This window comes from Streptomyces sp. NPDC060000 (genome assembly GCF_042737375.1).
In the GTDB taxonomy this organism is placed as follows: Bacteria; Actinomycetota; Actinomycetes; order Streptomycetales; family Streptomycetaceae; genus Streptomyces.
Genome location: NZ_JBHWUU010000024.1, coordinates 49,220 through 64,871 on the forward strand (window position 1 = coordinate 49,220; position 15,652 = coordinate 64,871).

Here is a 15,652-nt window from a genome sequence, read left to right on the forward strand (position 1 = left end):
CATGCTTGTCGCCGCCGCAGTATGCCCCTGTCCGCCCCTCCTGGTGCCCGAGGTCGCCGCGGGCGCCGCTCCCGAACTGGACGGCGCGCGTGCCGCCTGCTCGGACGCGCTGGCCGTGCTGGCGGCCGCCCGGCCGGACCGGCTCGTGGTCGTCGGGCCGGCCGAGCAGTCCGGGCGCGGCCCGCACCCGGAGGGCGGACGCGGTTCGTTCCACGGCTTCGGAGTGGATCTCGCCGTACGGCTGGGCCGCGGCGGCGCGGACACGCCGTCCGCACGCGAACTGCCGCCGTCCCTCGCCGTCGCCGCCTGGCTGCTGGAGCGGACCGGGTGGTCGGCCGCCCCGGTCGAGGGACTCGGCGTGGGGGAACCGCTCGAGGCGGAGCGATGCGTCGAGGTCGGCCGGGGCATCGGCACGGCGGCGGAGCGGGTCGCCCTGCTGGTGATGGGCGACGCCAGCGCCTGCCGGACGCTGAAGGCGCCGGGCTATCTGGACGAGCGCGCGACACCGTTCGACGCGGAGGCCGCCCGGGCACTCGGCACGGCGGACATCGCCGCCCTCAAGGCGCTGGACGCCGGGTTGGCCCACGAACTCAAGGCGTCGGGCCGGGCGCCCTGGCAGGTGCTCGCGGGCGCCGCCGAGGACGCCGGGCTGACCGGCACGCTGCTGTACGAGGACGCGCCCTACGGGGTGGGATACGTGGTGGCGACCTGGTCGTAGCGGTTGAAGGGCGGCTTCGTACCGCCTCCCGGGAGCGGCCCCCGCCGGTGAAACGGCGGACGGCCGCGAGCGTTTCCGCTGCGCGGCCGTCCGCCGATCGACGGGCCGGCGCGAGGAACTGCTCAGGAGGCGGGCGGGGGAGTGTTCGGCGGGGTGAAGGTGTCGCCGCCCCCGGCGCGTTCGTCCTTGTGCGCGAGCCGGTCCATGGCGCCTTTGGCCTTACCGGTGCCCGAGTGGATCGTGTCGCTGTACTTGCCCTTGGTCTTCTCGTCGACGACCTGCGCGGCCTTGTCGAGACCGTGCTGCACCTTGTCCCCGTGCTGTTGCGCGAGGCCCGAGACCTTGCCCTTGGCGGGGGCGAGTCTGGCCTTCAAACTGTCCAAGAGACCCATGGGTCACCTTCCTCGCGGGTGTCTACGCGCGGGCGCCCTCGCCCGCTTCGCTGTCGGCCGCCTCCTCGGCGGACTGCTGCCGGGGAATCTCGACCCCGTCGGTGGCGGCGACGGCGACCGGTTCCGGTTCCGTCGTGTTCCCCGCCTCCGGCTCGTCGGCGTCCCGGGCTTCGCCCGGCCGCTGCGCCGACGTGGGTTCGCCGGGCCGCTCCGCCTCGGCGTCGTCCGCCGCCGGGCCGACCGGTGCCTCGTCGACGCCCGTCGCCTCCGTCGCCTCCGCCGTCTCCTCTGTTGCCTTCGACCTCCGGAAAAGTCGCGCCAAAACGCCCATATCCACTCCATACGGTACTCGTGCGGGCGAAATCCCGCGTCGGCCGGTGCGTCCGTTCGCGTCACCGGGTCGCCGTCCCCGCGAAGGGTGACGGGAATCTTCCAACGGGCAACGACGTCGGACCGGCGTCGTCACGTAACTCGTTCGAGGGCGGGGGCCGGGGTTTGCGAGACTGGTGCCGTGAGCAGCGCACCCCCCGCCCCCCACGTCATCGCCGTCGTCGGACCGACCGCGGCCGGAAAGTCCGATCTGGGCGTCTTCCTGGCCCAGCGGCTCGGCGGCGAGGTCGTCAACGCCGACTCCATGCAGCTCTACCGAGGGATGGACATCGGCACCGCCAAGCTGACGCCCGACGAGCGCGGTGGCGTCCCGCACCACCTCCTCGACGTCTGGGACGTCACGGAGACCGCCTCCGTCGCCGAGTACCAGAGGCTGGCCCGCGAGAGGATCGACGCCCTCCTAGCCGAGGGCCGTTGGCCGGTTCTCGTCGGTGGCTCCGGGCTGTACGTCCGTGGCGCCGTCGACAACCTGGAGTTTCCCGGCACCGACCCCGAGGTCCGTGCCCGGCTGGAGGAGGAACTCACGCTGCGCGGCTCGGGTGCGCTGCATGCCCGGCTGGCCGCCGCCGACCCCGAGGCGGCGCAGGCGATCCTGCCCGGCAACGGCCGCCGTATCGTCCGGGCCCTCGAGGTGATCGAGATCACCGGCAAGCCCTTCACCGCCAACCTGCCCGGACATGACTCGGTCTACGACACCGTCCAGATCGGGGTCGACGTGGCGCGCCCCGAACTCGACGAGCGCATCGCCCGCCGCGTCGACCGGATGTGGGACGCCGGGCTCGTGGACGAGGTCCGCGCGCTGGAGGCGCAGGGCCTGCGTGAGGGGCGCACGGCGGCACGCGCGCTCGGCTACCAGCAGCTCCTCGCGGCCCTGGCCGGCGAGTGCACGCAGGACGAGGCGCGTGCCGAGACGGTCCGTGCCACCAAGCGCTTCGCGCGCCGTCAGGATTCGTGGTTCAGGCGCGATCCGCGGGTGCACTGGTTGAGTGGGGCTGCGGCCGATCTCACAGAACTTCCGGAACTCGCGCTGGCGTTGGTGGAACGACCGGTCACAGCCTGATCACGTCATGGCATCGGGACGCCCAGCCCGTCATCCGGGCATCCGACGCCGTGCCATCATCGAGCTTCGATCGACCAAGTGGAGTCCGAGTTGGGAGGGCGCGTGGCGATGGAGGCCGGCCCTCGCGACACCGCAGAAGGCCCCGAGCACCTCACCACCGTGCGTGGTGAACCGGAGCCCGAGGAGGGCCGTCTGAGCCCCGACGGGCCGGACGACGACGACACCCGGGACGGCGTGAGCGATGACGGCCCCGAGCCCGAGGAGATGTTCGTCGGCGGGCCCGAGGTCGAGGTCGAGCTGCGCCCGCAGCGTCGGCTGCGGATCTGGCAGCTCGCGCCCATCGTGGCCCTGGCGGCGGTCGGCTCCCTGATGTTCGCCTTCCCGCTCGCCTTCGACTTCGGTGACAGCGGCGCAATGATCGCCATGCTCGGGCTGCTGATCTGCTCCTGCGCGGCCGGCTGGGGCATGATGGCCGCGCGCCGCGTCGGTTACACGTGGCCCGGCCTGCCCCAGCGCGGCTCCGGGCGCCGTCCCGACTGGCGGGTCGTCCTCGCGTACGTCGTGATGGTCGCCGCGGTGGTGGCCCTGGCCGTGGGCCGGGTCGCCCGGTTGCGCTGAGCGGCACACACGCGTGCTCGCCGGCGCCGCCGGCTCCGGGACGAGGTGTCGTACCCACCCCGTACGATCGAGGAATGAGCACGCGGATCGCCTTCCTCAAGGGGCACGGCACCGAGAACGACTTCGTGATCGTCCCGGACCCCGAGAACGCCATCGACCTTCCCCCGGCCGCCGTCGCCGCCCTGTGCGACCGTCGCGCGGGCATCGGCGGTGACGGTCTGCTGCATGTCGTGCGGTCCGCCGCGCACCCCGAGGCGAAGGACATGGCGGCCGAGGCGGAGTGGTTCATGGACTACCGCAACGGGGACGGCTCCGTCGCGGAGATGTGCGGCAACGGAGTCCGGGTGTTCGCGCGCTATCTCCAGCACGCCGGCCTCGTCACCGAGGGCGACCTCGCAGTCGCCACACGAGGGGGGCTGAAGCGCGTACACCTCGCCAAGGAGGGCGACGTCACCGTCGGCATGGGCAGCGCCCGCCTGCCCGCAGGGGACGTCACGGTGAGCGTCGGTGAGCGCAGCTGGCCCGCGCGGAACGTGAACATGGGCAACCCGCACGCCGTCGCCTTCGTGGCGGACCTCGCGCACGCGGGCAACCTGCTCACGCCGCCGCCGGTCAGTCCCGCCTCGGCCTACCCGGACGGGGTCAACGTCGAGTTCGTCGTCGACCGCGGCCCGCGGCACGTCGCCCTGCGCGTGCACGAGCGCGGGTCCGGTGAGACGCGCTCCTGCGGCACGGGCGCGTGTGCCGTCGCCGTGGCTGCCGCACGCCGGGACGGCGCCGATCCGGCGGCCACCGGACTGCCGGCGACCTACGTCGTCGACGTGCCCGGCGGACGCCTGGTGATCACCGAGCGGCCCGACGGCGAGATCGAGATGACCGGGCCCGCAGTGATCGTCGCCACAGGCGAGATCGATTCCGAGTGGCTGGAAACAGCCGCACGCTGATTCCGCCGGGGCTTGGCATCGGAGGCGGGAGCGGCCCGCTACCGCGACGGAGTGGGCCTCGGGGCCCCGTCGTGGGTCCGGAATCACGATCGACCTCTGTTCAGACGTCTCAAAACCGTAAACCCCCGATTCGTCGCTCGAATGGGTGATCCGTTTCACGCTCGGCGAGAGGCGGTCGGTCGCGCGTGATGGGCTCGGTAGCATCAAGCACCGGCCCGGACGGGGAACCGTTCGCCAGTCCCCTGAGCCGTGTCCGCCTTGGGACACCCCGTCCGCCGGTCCACGCAGCCGGAGGTGCCCATGAGTGCGGAGGCCACGAACCCCGCGACCCCAGGCCCGGTAGTGCCTTCAGCGCCCCGCAGGCGCAGTCGCCCCCGGATCGACCTGCGCCGCCTGGGCCGGGCCGCGCTGCTCGGCCCGGCCTCCCGCGGCCGGCTGCCCGACGCGATCGGCCATGTGGTCGAGGCCCATCGCGCCCACCACCCCGACGCCGACCTGGAACCGCTGCACCGGGCCTATGTGCTCGCCGAGTCCTCGCACCGCGGTCAGATGCGCAAGAGCGGCGAGCCCTACATCACCCACCCGCTCGCCGTGACCCTGATCCTCGCCGAACTCGGCGCGGAGACCACCGCCTTGACGGCCTCCCTGCTGCACGACACCGTCGAGGACACCGATGTGACGCTCGATCAGGTCGGCGAGCAGTTCGGCGCCGAGGTGCGCTATCTCGTCGACGGCGTCACGAAGCTGGAGAAGGTCGACTACGGCGCGGCCGCCGAGCCCGAGACCTTCCGCAAGATGCTCGTCGCCACCGGCAACGACGTCCGCGTGATGTCGATCAAACTGGCCGACCGGCTGCACAACATGCGCACCCTCGGGGTGATGCGCCCCGAGAAACAGGAACGCATCGCCAAGGTCACCCGCGACGTCCTCATCCCGCTCGCCGAACGCCTCGGTGTCCAGGCACTGAAGACCGAGCTGGAAGACCTCGTCTTCGCGATCCTCCACCCCGAGGAGTACAAGCACACCCGCGAACTGATCGTCGACAACGCCGCCCGCGCGGACGATCCCCTCGAGGAGTTCGCCGAGGCGATGCGCACGGTCCTGCGCGACGCCGACATCCAGGCCGAAGTGCTCATCCGGCCACGGCACTTCGTCTCCGTGCACCGCGCGTCCCGCAAACGGGGCCGCATGCGGGGCGCCGACTTCGGCCGCCTGCTGGTGCTGGTGAACGAGGACGCGGACTGTTACGCCGTCCTGGGCGAACTGCACACCTGCATGACGCCGGTCGTGTCGGAGTTCAAGGACTTCATCGCCGTCCCCAAGTTCAACCTGTACCAGTCGCTGCACACCGCCGTCGCCCGCGAGGACGGCCAGGTCGCCGAAGTCCTCATCCGCACGCACCAGATGCACAAGGTCGCCGAAGCCGGCGTCATCGCCCTCGGCAATCCCTACACGGGTCCCGCGGAGGAACAGGCGCGAGGCGGGGCCCCGGCCGACGAGGAGCGCGTCGACCCCACCCGGCCCGGCTGGCTCTCCCGACTCCTGGACTGGCAGGAAGCCGCGCCCGACCCCGACACCTTCTGGTCCACCCTGCGCGAGGACCTCGCCCAGGACCGCGAGATCACCGTCTTCCGCCCCGACGGCGGCACGCTCGGCCTGCCCGAGGGAGCCACCTGCGTCGACGCCGCGTACGCGCAGTACGGCGAGGACGCCCACGCCTGCATCGGCGCCCGGGTGAACGGCCGTCTGGCGACCCTCAGCACCGTCCTGCGGGACGGCGACACCGTCCAGCTCCTCATGGGCCAGGACCCGGCCTCCGAGCCCTCCAGGGAGTGGTTGGAGCACGCCCACACGCCCGCCGCCCGCATCGCCATCCAGCGATGGCTGGCGACGCACCCGGCCCCGGCCGAGCAGGAGGGCCCCGGGGCGGCCGAGGACGCCGGCGTCGCCAAGGCCGCGGAGGCGACCGCACGGTCCGCGGCCGACGCGCCAGCGAGAGGCACGCCCACCTCGCGGCCCGGCGCCGCGATCACCGTCGTCGGCCGGCCCGACGCGAGCGTCCGGCTCGCCGGGTGCTGCACGCCCGTGCCCCTCGACGAGATCACCGGCTTCGCGGTCCGCGGGGGAGTGGTGACCGTGCACCGCGCCGAGTGCGCCGCCGTGGCGCGCATGGCGAACGCCGGGCGCGAGGAGGTCGACGTGCGCTGGGGCGACACCACCGGATGCCGGGTCACCCTGGTAGCCGAATCGTTCGGCCGCCCCCATCTGCTGGCCGACCTCACCGAGGCCATGGCGCTGGAGGGCGCCGAGATCGTCTCCGCGACCGTCGAGCCACCGACCCAGCAGCGGGTACGCCACACGTACACCGTTCAACTCCCGGATGCCGGCCACCTGCCCACCCTCATGCGCGCCATGCGGAACGTGCCGGGGGTCTACGACGTGGGCCGCGCGCAGCATCACGCTCCGGCCTCCGCGGACCCGGCGTAGCCGCTGCCCACACGCGCGTGAGTCGCGCCGCTGTACTCCCCGGCGTCACGCACACGCGCGTGCGTGACCCGTTCGGGTGGGCCGGGCGCGCGTCGCCGACGCGGCAGAGGTGCGCGCTGGTAGCGGTGGTCCATGCTGCTCACCCCTCGCACCCGGCTGAAATCCGCGATCCTCGCCTCGGCCGTCTCCGTCTGCCTCGTCGCCGCGAGCGCTCCGGCGGCCCCGCTCGGCGTCGGCGACCGCCTCTTCCCGTACCTGGGCAACCCCGGTTACGACGTCGCCTCGTACGACCTGGCCCTCACCTATCCCGGCACCAACACCAAGCCCCTCCAGGCGGTCACCACCATCGACGCCTGGACCACCACCGCCCTGGACCGGATCAACCTCGACTTCGCCCACGGCAAGGTCGAGTCGGTCGAGGTCGACGGCGTGACGGCCGCCTTCGCCAGCGCCGACGACGACCTGGTGATCACCCCGGAGAAGTCACTGCCCGCGGGCGACTGGGTGCGTATCACCGTGCGGCACACCAGCGATCCCGTGAGCGCCGACGGCCGGGACGGTGGCTGGGTGAAGACCGCCGACGGCCTGGCCATGGCCAACCAGGCGGACGCCGCGCACCTGGTCTTCCCGTGTAACGACCACCCGTCCGACAAGGCGATGTTCACCATCCGGATCACCGCACCCAACGACTACACGGCCGTCGCGGGCGGGCTGCCGACCGGGGTCGAACGGGCCGGCAGGTCGACCACGTGGACCTACCGCTCCCAGCACCCCATGGCCACCGAGCTCGCTCAGGTGTCCATCGGCCGGTCCACGGTCGTGCACCGCGAGGGACCGCACGCCCTGCCCGTACGGGACGTCGTGCCCACCAAGGACCGGGAAGTCCTCGAACCGTGGCTGAAGAAGACCCCCGACCAGATCGCCTGGATGGAGGACAAGGTCGGCCCGTACCCCTTCGAGACGTACGGCCTGCTGATGGCCGAGGCCTCCACCGGGTTCGAACTGGAGACGCAGACACTCTCCCTCTTCGAGCGGGATCTGTTCACCGAACCCGCCTACCCCAAGTGGTATGTCGAGTCGATCATGGTGCACGAGCTGTCCCACCAGTGGTTCGGTGACAGCGTCAGCCCCCGCACCTGGTCCGACCTGTGGCTCAACGAGGGACATGCCACCTGGTACGAGGCGCTGTACGCCGAGGAGAAGGCCGGCGACGGGCACACCCTGGAGGCGCGCATGAAGGCGGCGTACGGCGCCTCGGACCGCTGGCGCGCCACGGGAGGCCCGCCGGCGTTGCCCAAGGCCCCCAAACCCGGCCAGAAGATCAGCATCTTCCGGCCCAACGTCTATGACGGCGCTGCGCTCGTCCTCTACGCCCTGCGCCAGGAGATCGGCCGGGCCGCGTTCGAGCACCTGGAGCGGGCGTGGGTCCACAACCACCGGGACGCCACGGCGACCACGGCCGACTTCGAGCGCCTCGCCCAGGAGCTCTCCGGGCGCGACCTGGACCAGTTCTTCAAGGACTGGCTGTACGGCGAGAAGACCCCGACGATGCCCGGCCACCCGGACTGGAAGCCAGCGCCACCGGTCGTGAAGGGTGAACCGCAGACCGCACCGAAGGTCGCCCCGCCCGCCCCGCGAGCCGTGAAATAAGGTCGTGACGAGACGGGCCGTACCGTGCGACCATCGTGAGGTCGGTGCGGCACGGGACACGGGAATCTCACGGGGTACTCGTGCGTTGTCCACCATGAAGGCAGCCGTATCGGCATCCAACGACGTAAGGATCCAATGACCTCCTCTTCTTCCCCTTCCCAGGACAGCCAGCGCGTTGCGCACGCCTACCCCGACGGTCTCCGGGCCGATGCCCTGATGGAAGAGGACGTCGCCTGGAGCCACGATATCGACGGAGACCGGGACGGCGACCAGTTCGACCGCTCCGAGCGCGCGGCCCTGCGCCGCGTGGCGGGCCTCTCCACCGAACTCGAGGACGTCACCGAGGTCGAGTACCGCCAGCTCCGCCTGGAGCGGGTCGTGCTCGTGGGCGTCTGGACCACCGGGACCGCGCAGGACGCGGACAACTCCCTCGCGGAGCTGGCCGCCCTCGCGGAGACGGCGGGCGCGCTGGTGCTCGACGGCGTCATCCAGCGCCGTGACAAGCCCGACGCGGCCACCTACATCGGCTCCGGCAAGGCCCAGGAACTGCGCGACATCGTGCTCGAAACGGGCGCGGACACCGTCATCTGCGACGGTGAGCTCAGCCCGGGCCAGCTGATCCATCTCGAGGACGTCGTCAAGGTCAAGGTCATCGACCGTACGGCCCTGATCCTCGACATCTTCGCCCAGCACGCCAAGTCCCGGGAGGGCAAGGCGCAGGTCGCGCTCGCGCAGATGCAGTACATGCTGCCGAGGCTGCGCGGCTGGGGTCAGTCGCTGTCCCGGCAGATGGGCGGCGGCAAGGGCGGCGGTCTCGCAACCCGTGGCCCTGGTGAGACCAAGATCGAGACGGACCGGCGCCGGATCCGCGAGAAGATGGCGAAGATGCGCCGGGAGATCGCGGACATGAAGACCGGCCGCGAGATCAAGCGTCAGGAGCGCAAGCGCCACAAGGTGCCGTCCGTGGCCATCGCGGGCTACACCAACGCCGGCAAGTCGTCCCTGCTCAACCGCCTCACGGGCGCGGGCGTCCTGGTCGAGAACGCCTTGTTCGCGACCCTGGATCCGACCGTGCGCCGCGCGGAGACCCCGAGCGGCCGCCTGTACACGCTGGCCGACACGGTCGGCTTCGTCCGGCACCTGCCGCACCACCTGGTCGAGGCGTTCCGCTCCACGATGGAAGAGGTCGGCGAGTCCGACCTGATCCTGCACGTGGTGGACGGCTCGCACCCCGACCCGGAGGAGCAGCTGGCCGCCGTGCGCGAGGTGGTCCGGGACGTCGGTGCCACCGGCGTGCCCGAGATCGTTGTGATCAACAAGGCGGACGCGGCCGACCCGCTGACGCTCCAGCGGCTCATGCGGATCGAGAAGCGCTCCATCGCGGTCTCGGCCCGCACGGGCCAGGGCATCGACGAACTGCTCGCGCTGATCGACAGCGAGCTGCCGCGGCCGTCGGTCGAGGTCGAGGCACTCGTGCCGTACACCCACGGCGGCCTGGTCGCCCGCGCCCACACGGAGGGCGAGGTGATCTCCGCGGAGCACACGGCGGAGGGCACCCTGCTGAAGGTGCGGGTGCACGAGGAGCTGGCGGCGGACCTCGCGCCGTACGTACCGGCTCCGCTCGCCTGAACCGTCGCGGCCCGCTGAACGCCCGACGGCCCGCCCCCTGCTTGCCGCAGGGCGCGGGCCGTCGGCGTCGGGCGCCCCAGCCGATCAGGCTACTGACCGGCGAACTTGCCGCTCACCGAGTCGTACACACCCTTGGCCACCTCACCCAGCCGCGGTCCCGCGAGCCAACCCGAATGCACCGGGCCGATCGAGGTGTTGGACACCAGCGCCGGCTTCCCGTCCGACCCGGTCGCGACCCAGCCGCCGCCCGACGAACCACCTGTCATCGTGCAGCCGATGCGGTACATCGTCGGGTCCGACGAACTGAGCGAGAACCGCCCCGGCCTGTCCTTGCACTGGTAGAGCTTCTGCCCGTCATAGGGAGCCGCCGCCGGGTATCCGGTCGCGGTGATGCTGCTCACCTTCGGCACCGCAGGAGCGCTGAAGTTCACCGGGAGCGCCGAACCGACCGTCTCCTCGAGGGACTTGCCCGAACCGCCCTCCTCCGGCGTCACATGGATGACGGCGTAGTCGTACGAGGCACCGTCACCGCCGGTCTGCCCGCCCTGCGCGATCCACTGGTCGGAGGTCTTCGTCCAGTCACCCCACCACACGCCGTACGGAGCCGCCTCCTCCTTGGTCGCGGTCTGCAACTGCTCGGCCGACTTGCCCGAGTCGTTGTACGACGGCACGAACGCGATGTTGCGGTACCAGCCGCCACCCTTGCCGGCGTGCACGCAGTGGCCCGCCGTCCACACCAGGTTGGACTTGCCGGGGTGAGCCGGGTCCTTCACGACCGTCGCCGAGCAGACCATCGTGCCCTCGGGGGAGTCGAAGAACACCTTGCCCGCCTCGGCGGCGTTCGCGTGGTACGAGGGCGAGACGGCCTTCGCGTCCACCGCCTCCGGCGTCGGATCGGTCACGCCCTGGTCGCCGGAGAGGTCGTTCTCGTCGACGCTACGGTCCGGGTCCTCGGCTTCCCGCATCCGTTCCGGGTCCCACAGACCCTTGATGATCGGGTTGATGTAGTCCTGCGCCTCACGCAGCCAGTCGTCCTTGTCCCAGTTCTTCCAGGCGCCGTTCTTCCACTTGTCGAGGTCGATCCCGTGCTCTTTGAGCCTGTCCTTGATGTCGTCCGGGATCGTGATCTTGCCGTCGCCGGTCGCCGCCGTCGCGCCGGCCCGGCTGTCCGCATCGGTGTCGCCCGAGTCGCACGCGGTCGCGGTGAGCGCGAGCACCGAGGCGAGGGCGACGGCGCCCAGCACGGGGGAGGTTCTGCGGCGCGCGTTCCTCCCCCGGCGAGCGGTGAACGACGGGCGTATGGATCGCATGGTGTGACTCCCCCTGCTGTCAACGAACTTGAAGCACCGGCCGTCCCCGCGCAACGGAACTCATGGTGATCTCACACCGAGTTCAAGCGGGTCTCACGGCCGTGTGTGATGCCACCACACGATATGCGGTCGCGGCGGGGGACTCCCGACCGTATGGCAACTGTTCCGCCACAGACCGCCGCCGGGACCGGGACCGGGACAGGAACGGGAAAGTGCCGCAATGGGTCTGCTGCCCCGCACCGGATCTCCGCTCCAAGAGGCCCCCTTCCGCCGCACCGACCGGTGTGGCGCAGGTCGCGGACGTTCGTCTCGTTCTCGGACCGTGGGACGGCGAGTCGACATCGCCAGGGTGTGGGCGCGGGCACGGCCAATCTCGTAACGACCCGTAACCGGCACGGCCGTCCGGTGTTGGTAGCGATGGGGGCTGCTGTTTGTGCTCGCCCTCCGACCGGCGGGAAGACAGGGGGAGCCGTGGTCGCGACCGAGCCAGTGCCCGAGGAGGCCTCTTCGGGGCGCACCGCCGGAACCCGCCGGATCACGGCCGAGCGCTCGATCCCGCTGATCGCCGACGAGGTGCAGACGGGCGTAGGCCGGACCGGTGCCTTCTGGGCGATGCAGCACAGGGGGGTCGTCCCCGACGTGATGGTCCTTTCCAAGGCCATCGGAGGCAGCCTGCCGCTCGCCGTCATCGTCTACCGTGACGCCCTCGACGTCTGGCAACCCGGTGCCCACGCGGGCACGTTGTGCGGCAACCAACTCGCCATGGCCGCCGGTACGGCCACCCTCGCCTGTGTCCGCGAGAACGGCCTCGCCGAACGCGCGGCCACTCTGGGGAACCACGTGCCCGGTCAACTCCGGTGCCTCGCCCATGATTTCCCGTCCATGGGAGATGTGCGGGGACGCGGGCTGAGTATCGGGGTCGAGATGGTGGACCCCGAGGGGGAGAAGGGGACCGGCGGGACCGGGACCGGCGCCCCGCGGGTCGCCCCCCATACCGGTGAGGAGCCCCGCGCGCCGGCCGACGATGTCCAGGCCCGTAACGCCACACCCCACCGGCCGCCTACGGCCTCTGGGTACGCCCTCTACCCTGCCGCACCCGCGCTCGCCACCGCCGTCCGACGAGAGTGCCTGCGGCGAGGCCTGATCGTCGAACTCGGCGGACGCCACGCCAGCGTCGTACGACTGCTTCCGCCTCTGACGATCACCGATGAGCGGGCCGCCGCGGTACTGGACCGACTGGCGGACGCGATGGCGGCGGTGTCCCGCGGCCCCTTGCGCGGTGCGGGGCGGAGGACTCCCGACCAGCCGAACCACCAGCACCACAACTGGCAGCAAAGCCAGCCTCAGAACCAGGACCAGCACCAAAGCCAGCCCCGGGGCCGGCACCACAGCCATAGTCGGCCGAGCCCGCCGCCATGGTCGGACGAACGCCGGGGCGACCATGCCGGTCCGGCGCGGTAGCCCCGGGCAGCCGCCGACGTACCCGCGCGACCGCGACGCCCATCGGTACCGGTGTGGACCCCGCCGCCAGGGCGGGGTGCCCGCGCGACCCGTGAGTGAGCGATCTCGGCGCCACCGCCTGCTCACGGCCGCCCCCACCACTTCACGAGGAACCACCTTGACCTCCTCCCACGAGTCCCCCGCCCTCACGCCCCCCGTTGCCCGCCGACAGACGGACGCCGTCCCGCGCGGAGCCCTTGTCGACCCCCCGCACCGCGCGGCCGCCGATCTCCTGGACCACCCGGATCCGCACACGGCGGCCCAGGCCGCGGCTGTAGAGAACCTGCTGCGCTGCTGGGTGCGCGAGGCTGGCCTGCCCGCGCCCCATGACGGAGTTCTCCGCGTGCCGCTGCCCGCCAGCGGCATCACCCTGCTCGCCCCCGTCCACTACTGGTCCCCGACCGGCTGGCACCGCTTCGGCCTCCCGCGGTTGTCCGGCGCACCCGACCTGTCCCCGCCCGCCGATGCGGTCACGGTCGCGGCCCTGCTGGTCCGCGAGACACTTCGGGGGGGTCGGCTGCCACTTCAGGGCGGTCGCCTGTCCGACGCGTCCGCTCGAACGGTGGCGACGCCCCAATTGGGCGCGATCCCGGTGGAGCGCGCCACCGCTGCCACCCCGACACCCTGCCCCGCGTCCACGAGCGGCGGAGGGAACGGCGACGAGGGCGGCGAAAGGAGCGGCGAAGGGATCGACCTCGTCGCGCGCGTCGCCGACTCGGTCCGCCGTACCGCGGTCTTCATCAGCGAGCGTCGAGCAAGCCCGGCCGACCCACCCGATCTGTTCCTGGCCGCCGAACAAGCACTGCTGCTCGGGCATCCGCTGCACCCGACGCCGAAGAGCCGGGAAGGCCTCTCGGACGGCGAAGCGCGCCTCTACTCACCGGAGTCGCGTGGTTCCTTCCTCCTTCACTGGCTGGGTGTCGCTCCTTCCGTGACCGCCGCCGATTCCGCTTGGACCGAAGGCGGTCGTCCCGTCCCCGCCGTCCGGTTGGCGGCCCGCCTCGCCGGCGCCTCGCTGCGTTTGCCGGACGGGTTCGCCGCCCTGCCCATGCACCCCTGGCAACTGCGCGAGGCGCGACACCGCCCCGAGGTCGAGGCACTGTTCGGCGCCGGGCTCCTCCAGGATCTGGGCGCCCATGGTCCCTTGTGGCATCCGACCTCCTCGGTGCGCACCGTCCATCGCTCCGGCGCCGCCGCGATGCTCAAACTGTCACTGGGGCTGCGCATCACCAACTCCCTCCGTGAGAACCTCCGCAAAGAGCTCCACCGCGGCGTCGAGGTACACCGTCTTCTGCGGGCCGGCCTGGCCAAGCAGTGGCAGGCCGCCCACCCGGGCTTCGACATCGTCCGCGATCCGGCCTGGCTCGCGGTCGACGGTGCCGACGGCCTTCCGCTCACCGGCCTCGACGTGATGATCCGCCACAACCCGTTCGCACCGGCGGACGACGTGTCCTGCGTCGCCGGTCTCGTAGCACCCCGGCCGGACCCGGCTTCCGCCCACCGCTCACGGCTGGCCGCGATCGTCATCCGCCTCGCCGCCCGGACAGGCCGACCGCTGGAGGCGGTCGCCGCCGAGTGGTTCCTGCGCTATCTGCAGCAGGTCGTCCGTCCGGTCCTGTGGCTCGACGGTGAGGCAGGGATCGCCCTGGAGGCGCATCAGCAGAACACGCTCCTCCTCCTGGACCCCGACGGCTGGCCCACCGGCGGCCGTTACCGTGACAACCAGGGCTACTACTTCCGCGAGTCCCGACGCGCGGAACTCGAAGCCCGGCTGCCCGGCATCGGCGAGCGCAGCGACACCTTCGTGTCCGACGACGTCACCGACGAGCGCTTCGCCTACTACCTGGGAATCAACAACGTGCTCGGACTCATCGGATCGTTCGGTTCCCAGCGGCTGGCCGACGAACAACTGCTGCTCGCCGCATTCCGGCGCTTTCTCACCGATGCCGCCGTCGGCCCCCGCCGGCTGCGCGGTTCGCTGGCCGCCCGGCTGCTCGACTCGCCCCGCCTGCGCTGCAAGGCCAATCTGCTGACCCGGTTGCACGGCCTCGATGAACTCGTCGGCCCCGTGGACACCCAGTCCGTCTACGTCACCATCGCCAACCCCCTGCGCTCCTGAGCCCTCGCCACACCCACCTCCGTCTCCCTTCGCTCCTCCGAGCACATGTCCCGCCGGACCCGCCCAGGGGACATGCGCCATCCGACCCGCTGAGAGGACCTGCCGTGCCTCCCGTCGAGACATACGCCGACCGCCGTCATCCCCCTTCCGCCGTCTCCGACCTGCTCGACCGCGTCGACGACTGGGGGCCCACCGCCACCCCGGCGGGTGCGTTCCGCCTCGTCCCCGTGCAGCTCGAGCGGGACCTTTCCCTCGTCGGCCGGTGGATGAACGACCCCGCTGTCGCGGCGTACTGGGAACTGGCAGGACCCGAGTCCACGACGGCGCGACACCTGCGGCGCCAACTCGCCGACGGCGGGCGCAGCGTTCCCTGTCTCGGAGTGCTGGCCGGCCGGCCCATGAGCTACTGGGAGATCTATCGAGCGGACCTCGACCCGCTGGCCCACCACTATCCGGCCCGACCGCACGACACCGGAGTTCACCTCCTCATCGGCGGTGCCGCCGACCGCGGGCGGGGCCTGGGCAGCCGTCTGCTCACAGCCGTCACCGATCTCGTCCTCGACAGGAGGCCCGCGTGTGACCGCGTCGTCGCCGAACCCGACCTTCGCAACATTCCGTCCGTCGCCACCTTCCTTGACGCGGGCTTCCGGTTCTTCGCAGAGGTCGACCTGCCCACCAAGCGGGCCGCCCTCATGGTCCGGGACCGGATCCTGTGTGATCTGTCATGACGCTGTGTAATCAAGCTGTCGCAAATGGAACGCCCCACGAGCCGGATCGGTTCCCGCCGACACCAGGCTTTCTCGCCGACACCTGGAAACCCACGGTCTTGATCCCA

The 15,652-nt window shown here is 71.6% G+C and carries 12 protein-coding genes and 1 pseudogene; 10 read left to right on the forward strand and 3 right to left on the reverse strand.

Features of this window, described 5'->3' with window-relative positions; all coding sequences use genetic code 11:
* The first annotated feature begins 1 nt into the window (after position 1).
* Positions 2-718, forward strand: a complete 717-nt coding sequence (locus ACFWBB_RS15225) for a class III extradiol dioxygenase subunit B-like domain-containing protein (protein ID WP_385271235.1) — start codon at positions 2-4, stop codon at positions 716-718.
* 122 nt (positions 719-840) lie between these two features.
* Here the strand turns inward: ACFWBB_RS15225 and ACFWBB_RS15230 are convergent, their stop codons facing one another.
* On the reverse strand, positions 841-1,110 hold the full coding sequence (locus tag ACFWBB_RS15230; protein WP_385271238.1) for an antitoxin: 270 nt from the start codon (positions 1,108-1,110) through the stop codon (positions 841-843).
* A gap of 22 nt (positions 1,111-1,132) precedes the next feature.
* Positions 1,133-1,441 carry a hypothetical protein gene (locus ACFWBB_RS15235; protein ID WP_385271240.1) on the reverse strand — a complete coding sequence of 103 codons (309 nt, stop codon included), beginning with the start codon at positions 1,439-1,441 and terminating at the stop codon, positions 1,133-1,135.
* Positions 1,442-1,621: 180 nt separating this feature from the next.
* Here ACFWBB_RS15235 and miaA point away from each other — a divergent pair, with 180 nt between their 5' ends.
* The 6 genes from miaA (at position 1,622) to hflX (ending at position 9,888) form a co-directional block, all read left to right on the forward strand.
* Positions 1,622-2,560 (forward strand): tRNA (adenosine(37)-N6)-dimethylallyltransferase MiaA, encoded by a 939-nt coding sequence (gene miaA / locus ACFWBB_RS15240; RefSeq protein ID WP_385271243.1) that lies wholly within the window; start codon positions 1,622-1,624, stop codon positions 2,558-2,560.
* A gap of 108 nt (positions 2,561-2,668) precedes the next feature.
* Positions 2,669-3,178, forward strand: a complete 510-nt coding sequence (locus tag ACFWBB_RS15245) for a hypothetical protein (protein WP_385271331.1) — start codon at positions 2,669-2,671, stop codon at positions 3,176-3,178.
* 74 nt (positions 3,179-3,252) lie between these two features.
* Entirely contained in the window at positions 3,253-4,122 is an 870-nt protein-coding gene (gene dapF, locus ACFWBB_RS15250) for a diaminopimelate epimerase (protein ID WP_385271246.1), read from the forward strand.
* Between the two features lie 300 nt (positions 4,123-4,422).
* Complete coding sequence (locus ACFWBB_RS15255; RefSeq protein ID WP_385271249.1) at positions 4,423-6,609, forward strand: RelA/SpoT family protein; 2,187 nt, start codon at positions 4,423-4,425, stop codon at positions 6,607-6,609.
* A gap of 132 nt (positions 6,610-6,741) precedes the next feature.
* Positions 6,742-8,259, forward strand: a complete 1,518-nt coding sequence (locus tag ACFWBB_RS15260) for a M1 family metallopeptidase (RefSeq protein WP_385271252.1) — start codon at positions 6,742-6,744, stop codon at positions 8,257-8,259.
* A gap of 135 nt (positions 8,260-8,394) precedes the next feature.
* A complete protein-coding gene (gene hflX, locus ACFWBB_RS15265; protein ID WP_385271255.1) occupies positions 8,395-9,888 on the forward strand; it encodes a GTPase HflX in 1,494 nt (497 codons plus the stop codon).
* Between the two features lie 89 nt (positions 9,889-9,977).
* Here hflX and ACFWBB_RS15270 read toward each other — a convergent pair whose 3' ends face one another.
* A complete protein-coding gene (locus ACFWBB_RS15270; protein WP_385271258.1) occupies positions 9,978-11,198 on the reverse strand; it encodes a trypsin-like serine peptidase in 1,221 nt (406 codons plus the stop codon).
* 444 nt (positions 11,199-11,642) lie between these two features.
* Between ACFWBB_RS15270 and ACFWBB_RS15275 the strand changes: the two are divergent.
* The 3 genes and pseudogenes from ACFWBB_RS15275 to ACFWBB_RS15285 all read left to right on the forward strand — a co-directional run.
* Positions 11,643-12,659: pseudogene (locus ACFWBB_RS15275) on the forward strand (aminotransferase class III-fold pyridoxal phosphate-dependent enzyme); the annotation flags it as partial.
* A gap of 157 nt (positions 12,660-12,816) precedes the next feature.
* A complete protein-coding gene (locus tag ACFWBB_RS15280) occupies positions 12,817-14,817 on the forward strand; it encodes an IucA/IucC family protein (protein ID WP_385271261.1) in 2,001 nt (666 codons plus the stop codon).
* Positions 14,814-15,545: a GNAT family N-acetyltransferase gene (locus tag ACFWBB_RS15285; RefSeq protein WP_385271334.1), complete on the forward strand. Its 732-nt coding sequence runs from the start codon at positions 14,814-14,816 to the stop codon at positions 15,543-15,545. Before ACFWBB_RS15280 ends, ACFWBB_RS15285 begins: the two co-directional genes overlap by 4 nt.
* Positions 15,546-15,652 lie beyond the last annotated feature (107 nt).

Coding starts and splice junctions, on each gene's coding strand:
- ACFWBB_RS15225 (WP_385271235.1), top strand. CDS start 2: ATGCTTGTCGCCGCCGCAGTATGCCCCTGTCCGCCCCTCCTGGTGCCC.
- ACFWBB_RS15230 (WP_385271238.1), bottom strand. CDS start 1,110: ATGGGTCTCTTGGACAGTTTGAAGGCCAGACTCGCCCCCGCCAAGGGC.
- ACFWBB_RS15235 (WP_385271240.1), bottom strand. CDS start 1,441: ATGGGCGTTTTGGCGCGACTTTTCCGGAGGTCGAAGGCAACAGAGGAG.
- ACFWBB_RS15245 (WP_385271331.1), top strand. CDS start 2,669: ATGGAGGCCGGCCCTCGCGACACCGCAGAAGGCCCCGAGCACCTCACC.
- dapF (WP_385271246.1), top strand. CDS start 3,253: ATGAGCACGCGGATCGCCTTCCTCAAGGGGCACGGCACCGAGAACGAC.
- ACFWBB_RS15255 (WP_385271249.1), top strand. CDS start 4,423: ATGAGTGCGGAGGCCACGAACCCCGCGACCCCAGGCCCGGTAGTGCCT.
- ACFWBB_RS15260 (WP_385271252.1), top strand. CDS start 6,742: ATGCTGCTCACCCCTCGCACCCGGCTGAAATCCGCGATCCTCGCCTCG.
- hflX (WP_385271255.1), top strand. CDS start 8,395: ATGACCTCCTCTTCTTCCCCTTCCCAGGACAGCCAGCGCGTTGCGCAC.
- ACFWBB_RS15270 (WP_385271258.1), bottom strand. CDS start 11,198: ATGCGATCCATACGCCCGTCGTTCACCGCTCGCCGGGGGAGGAACGCG.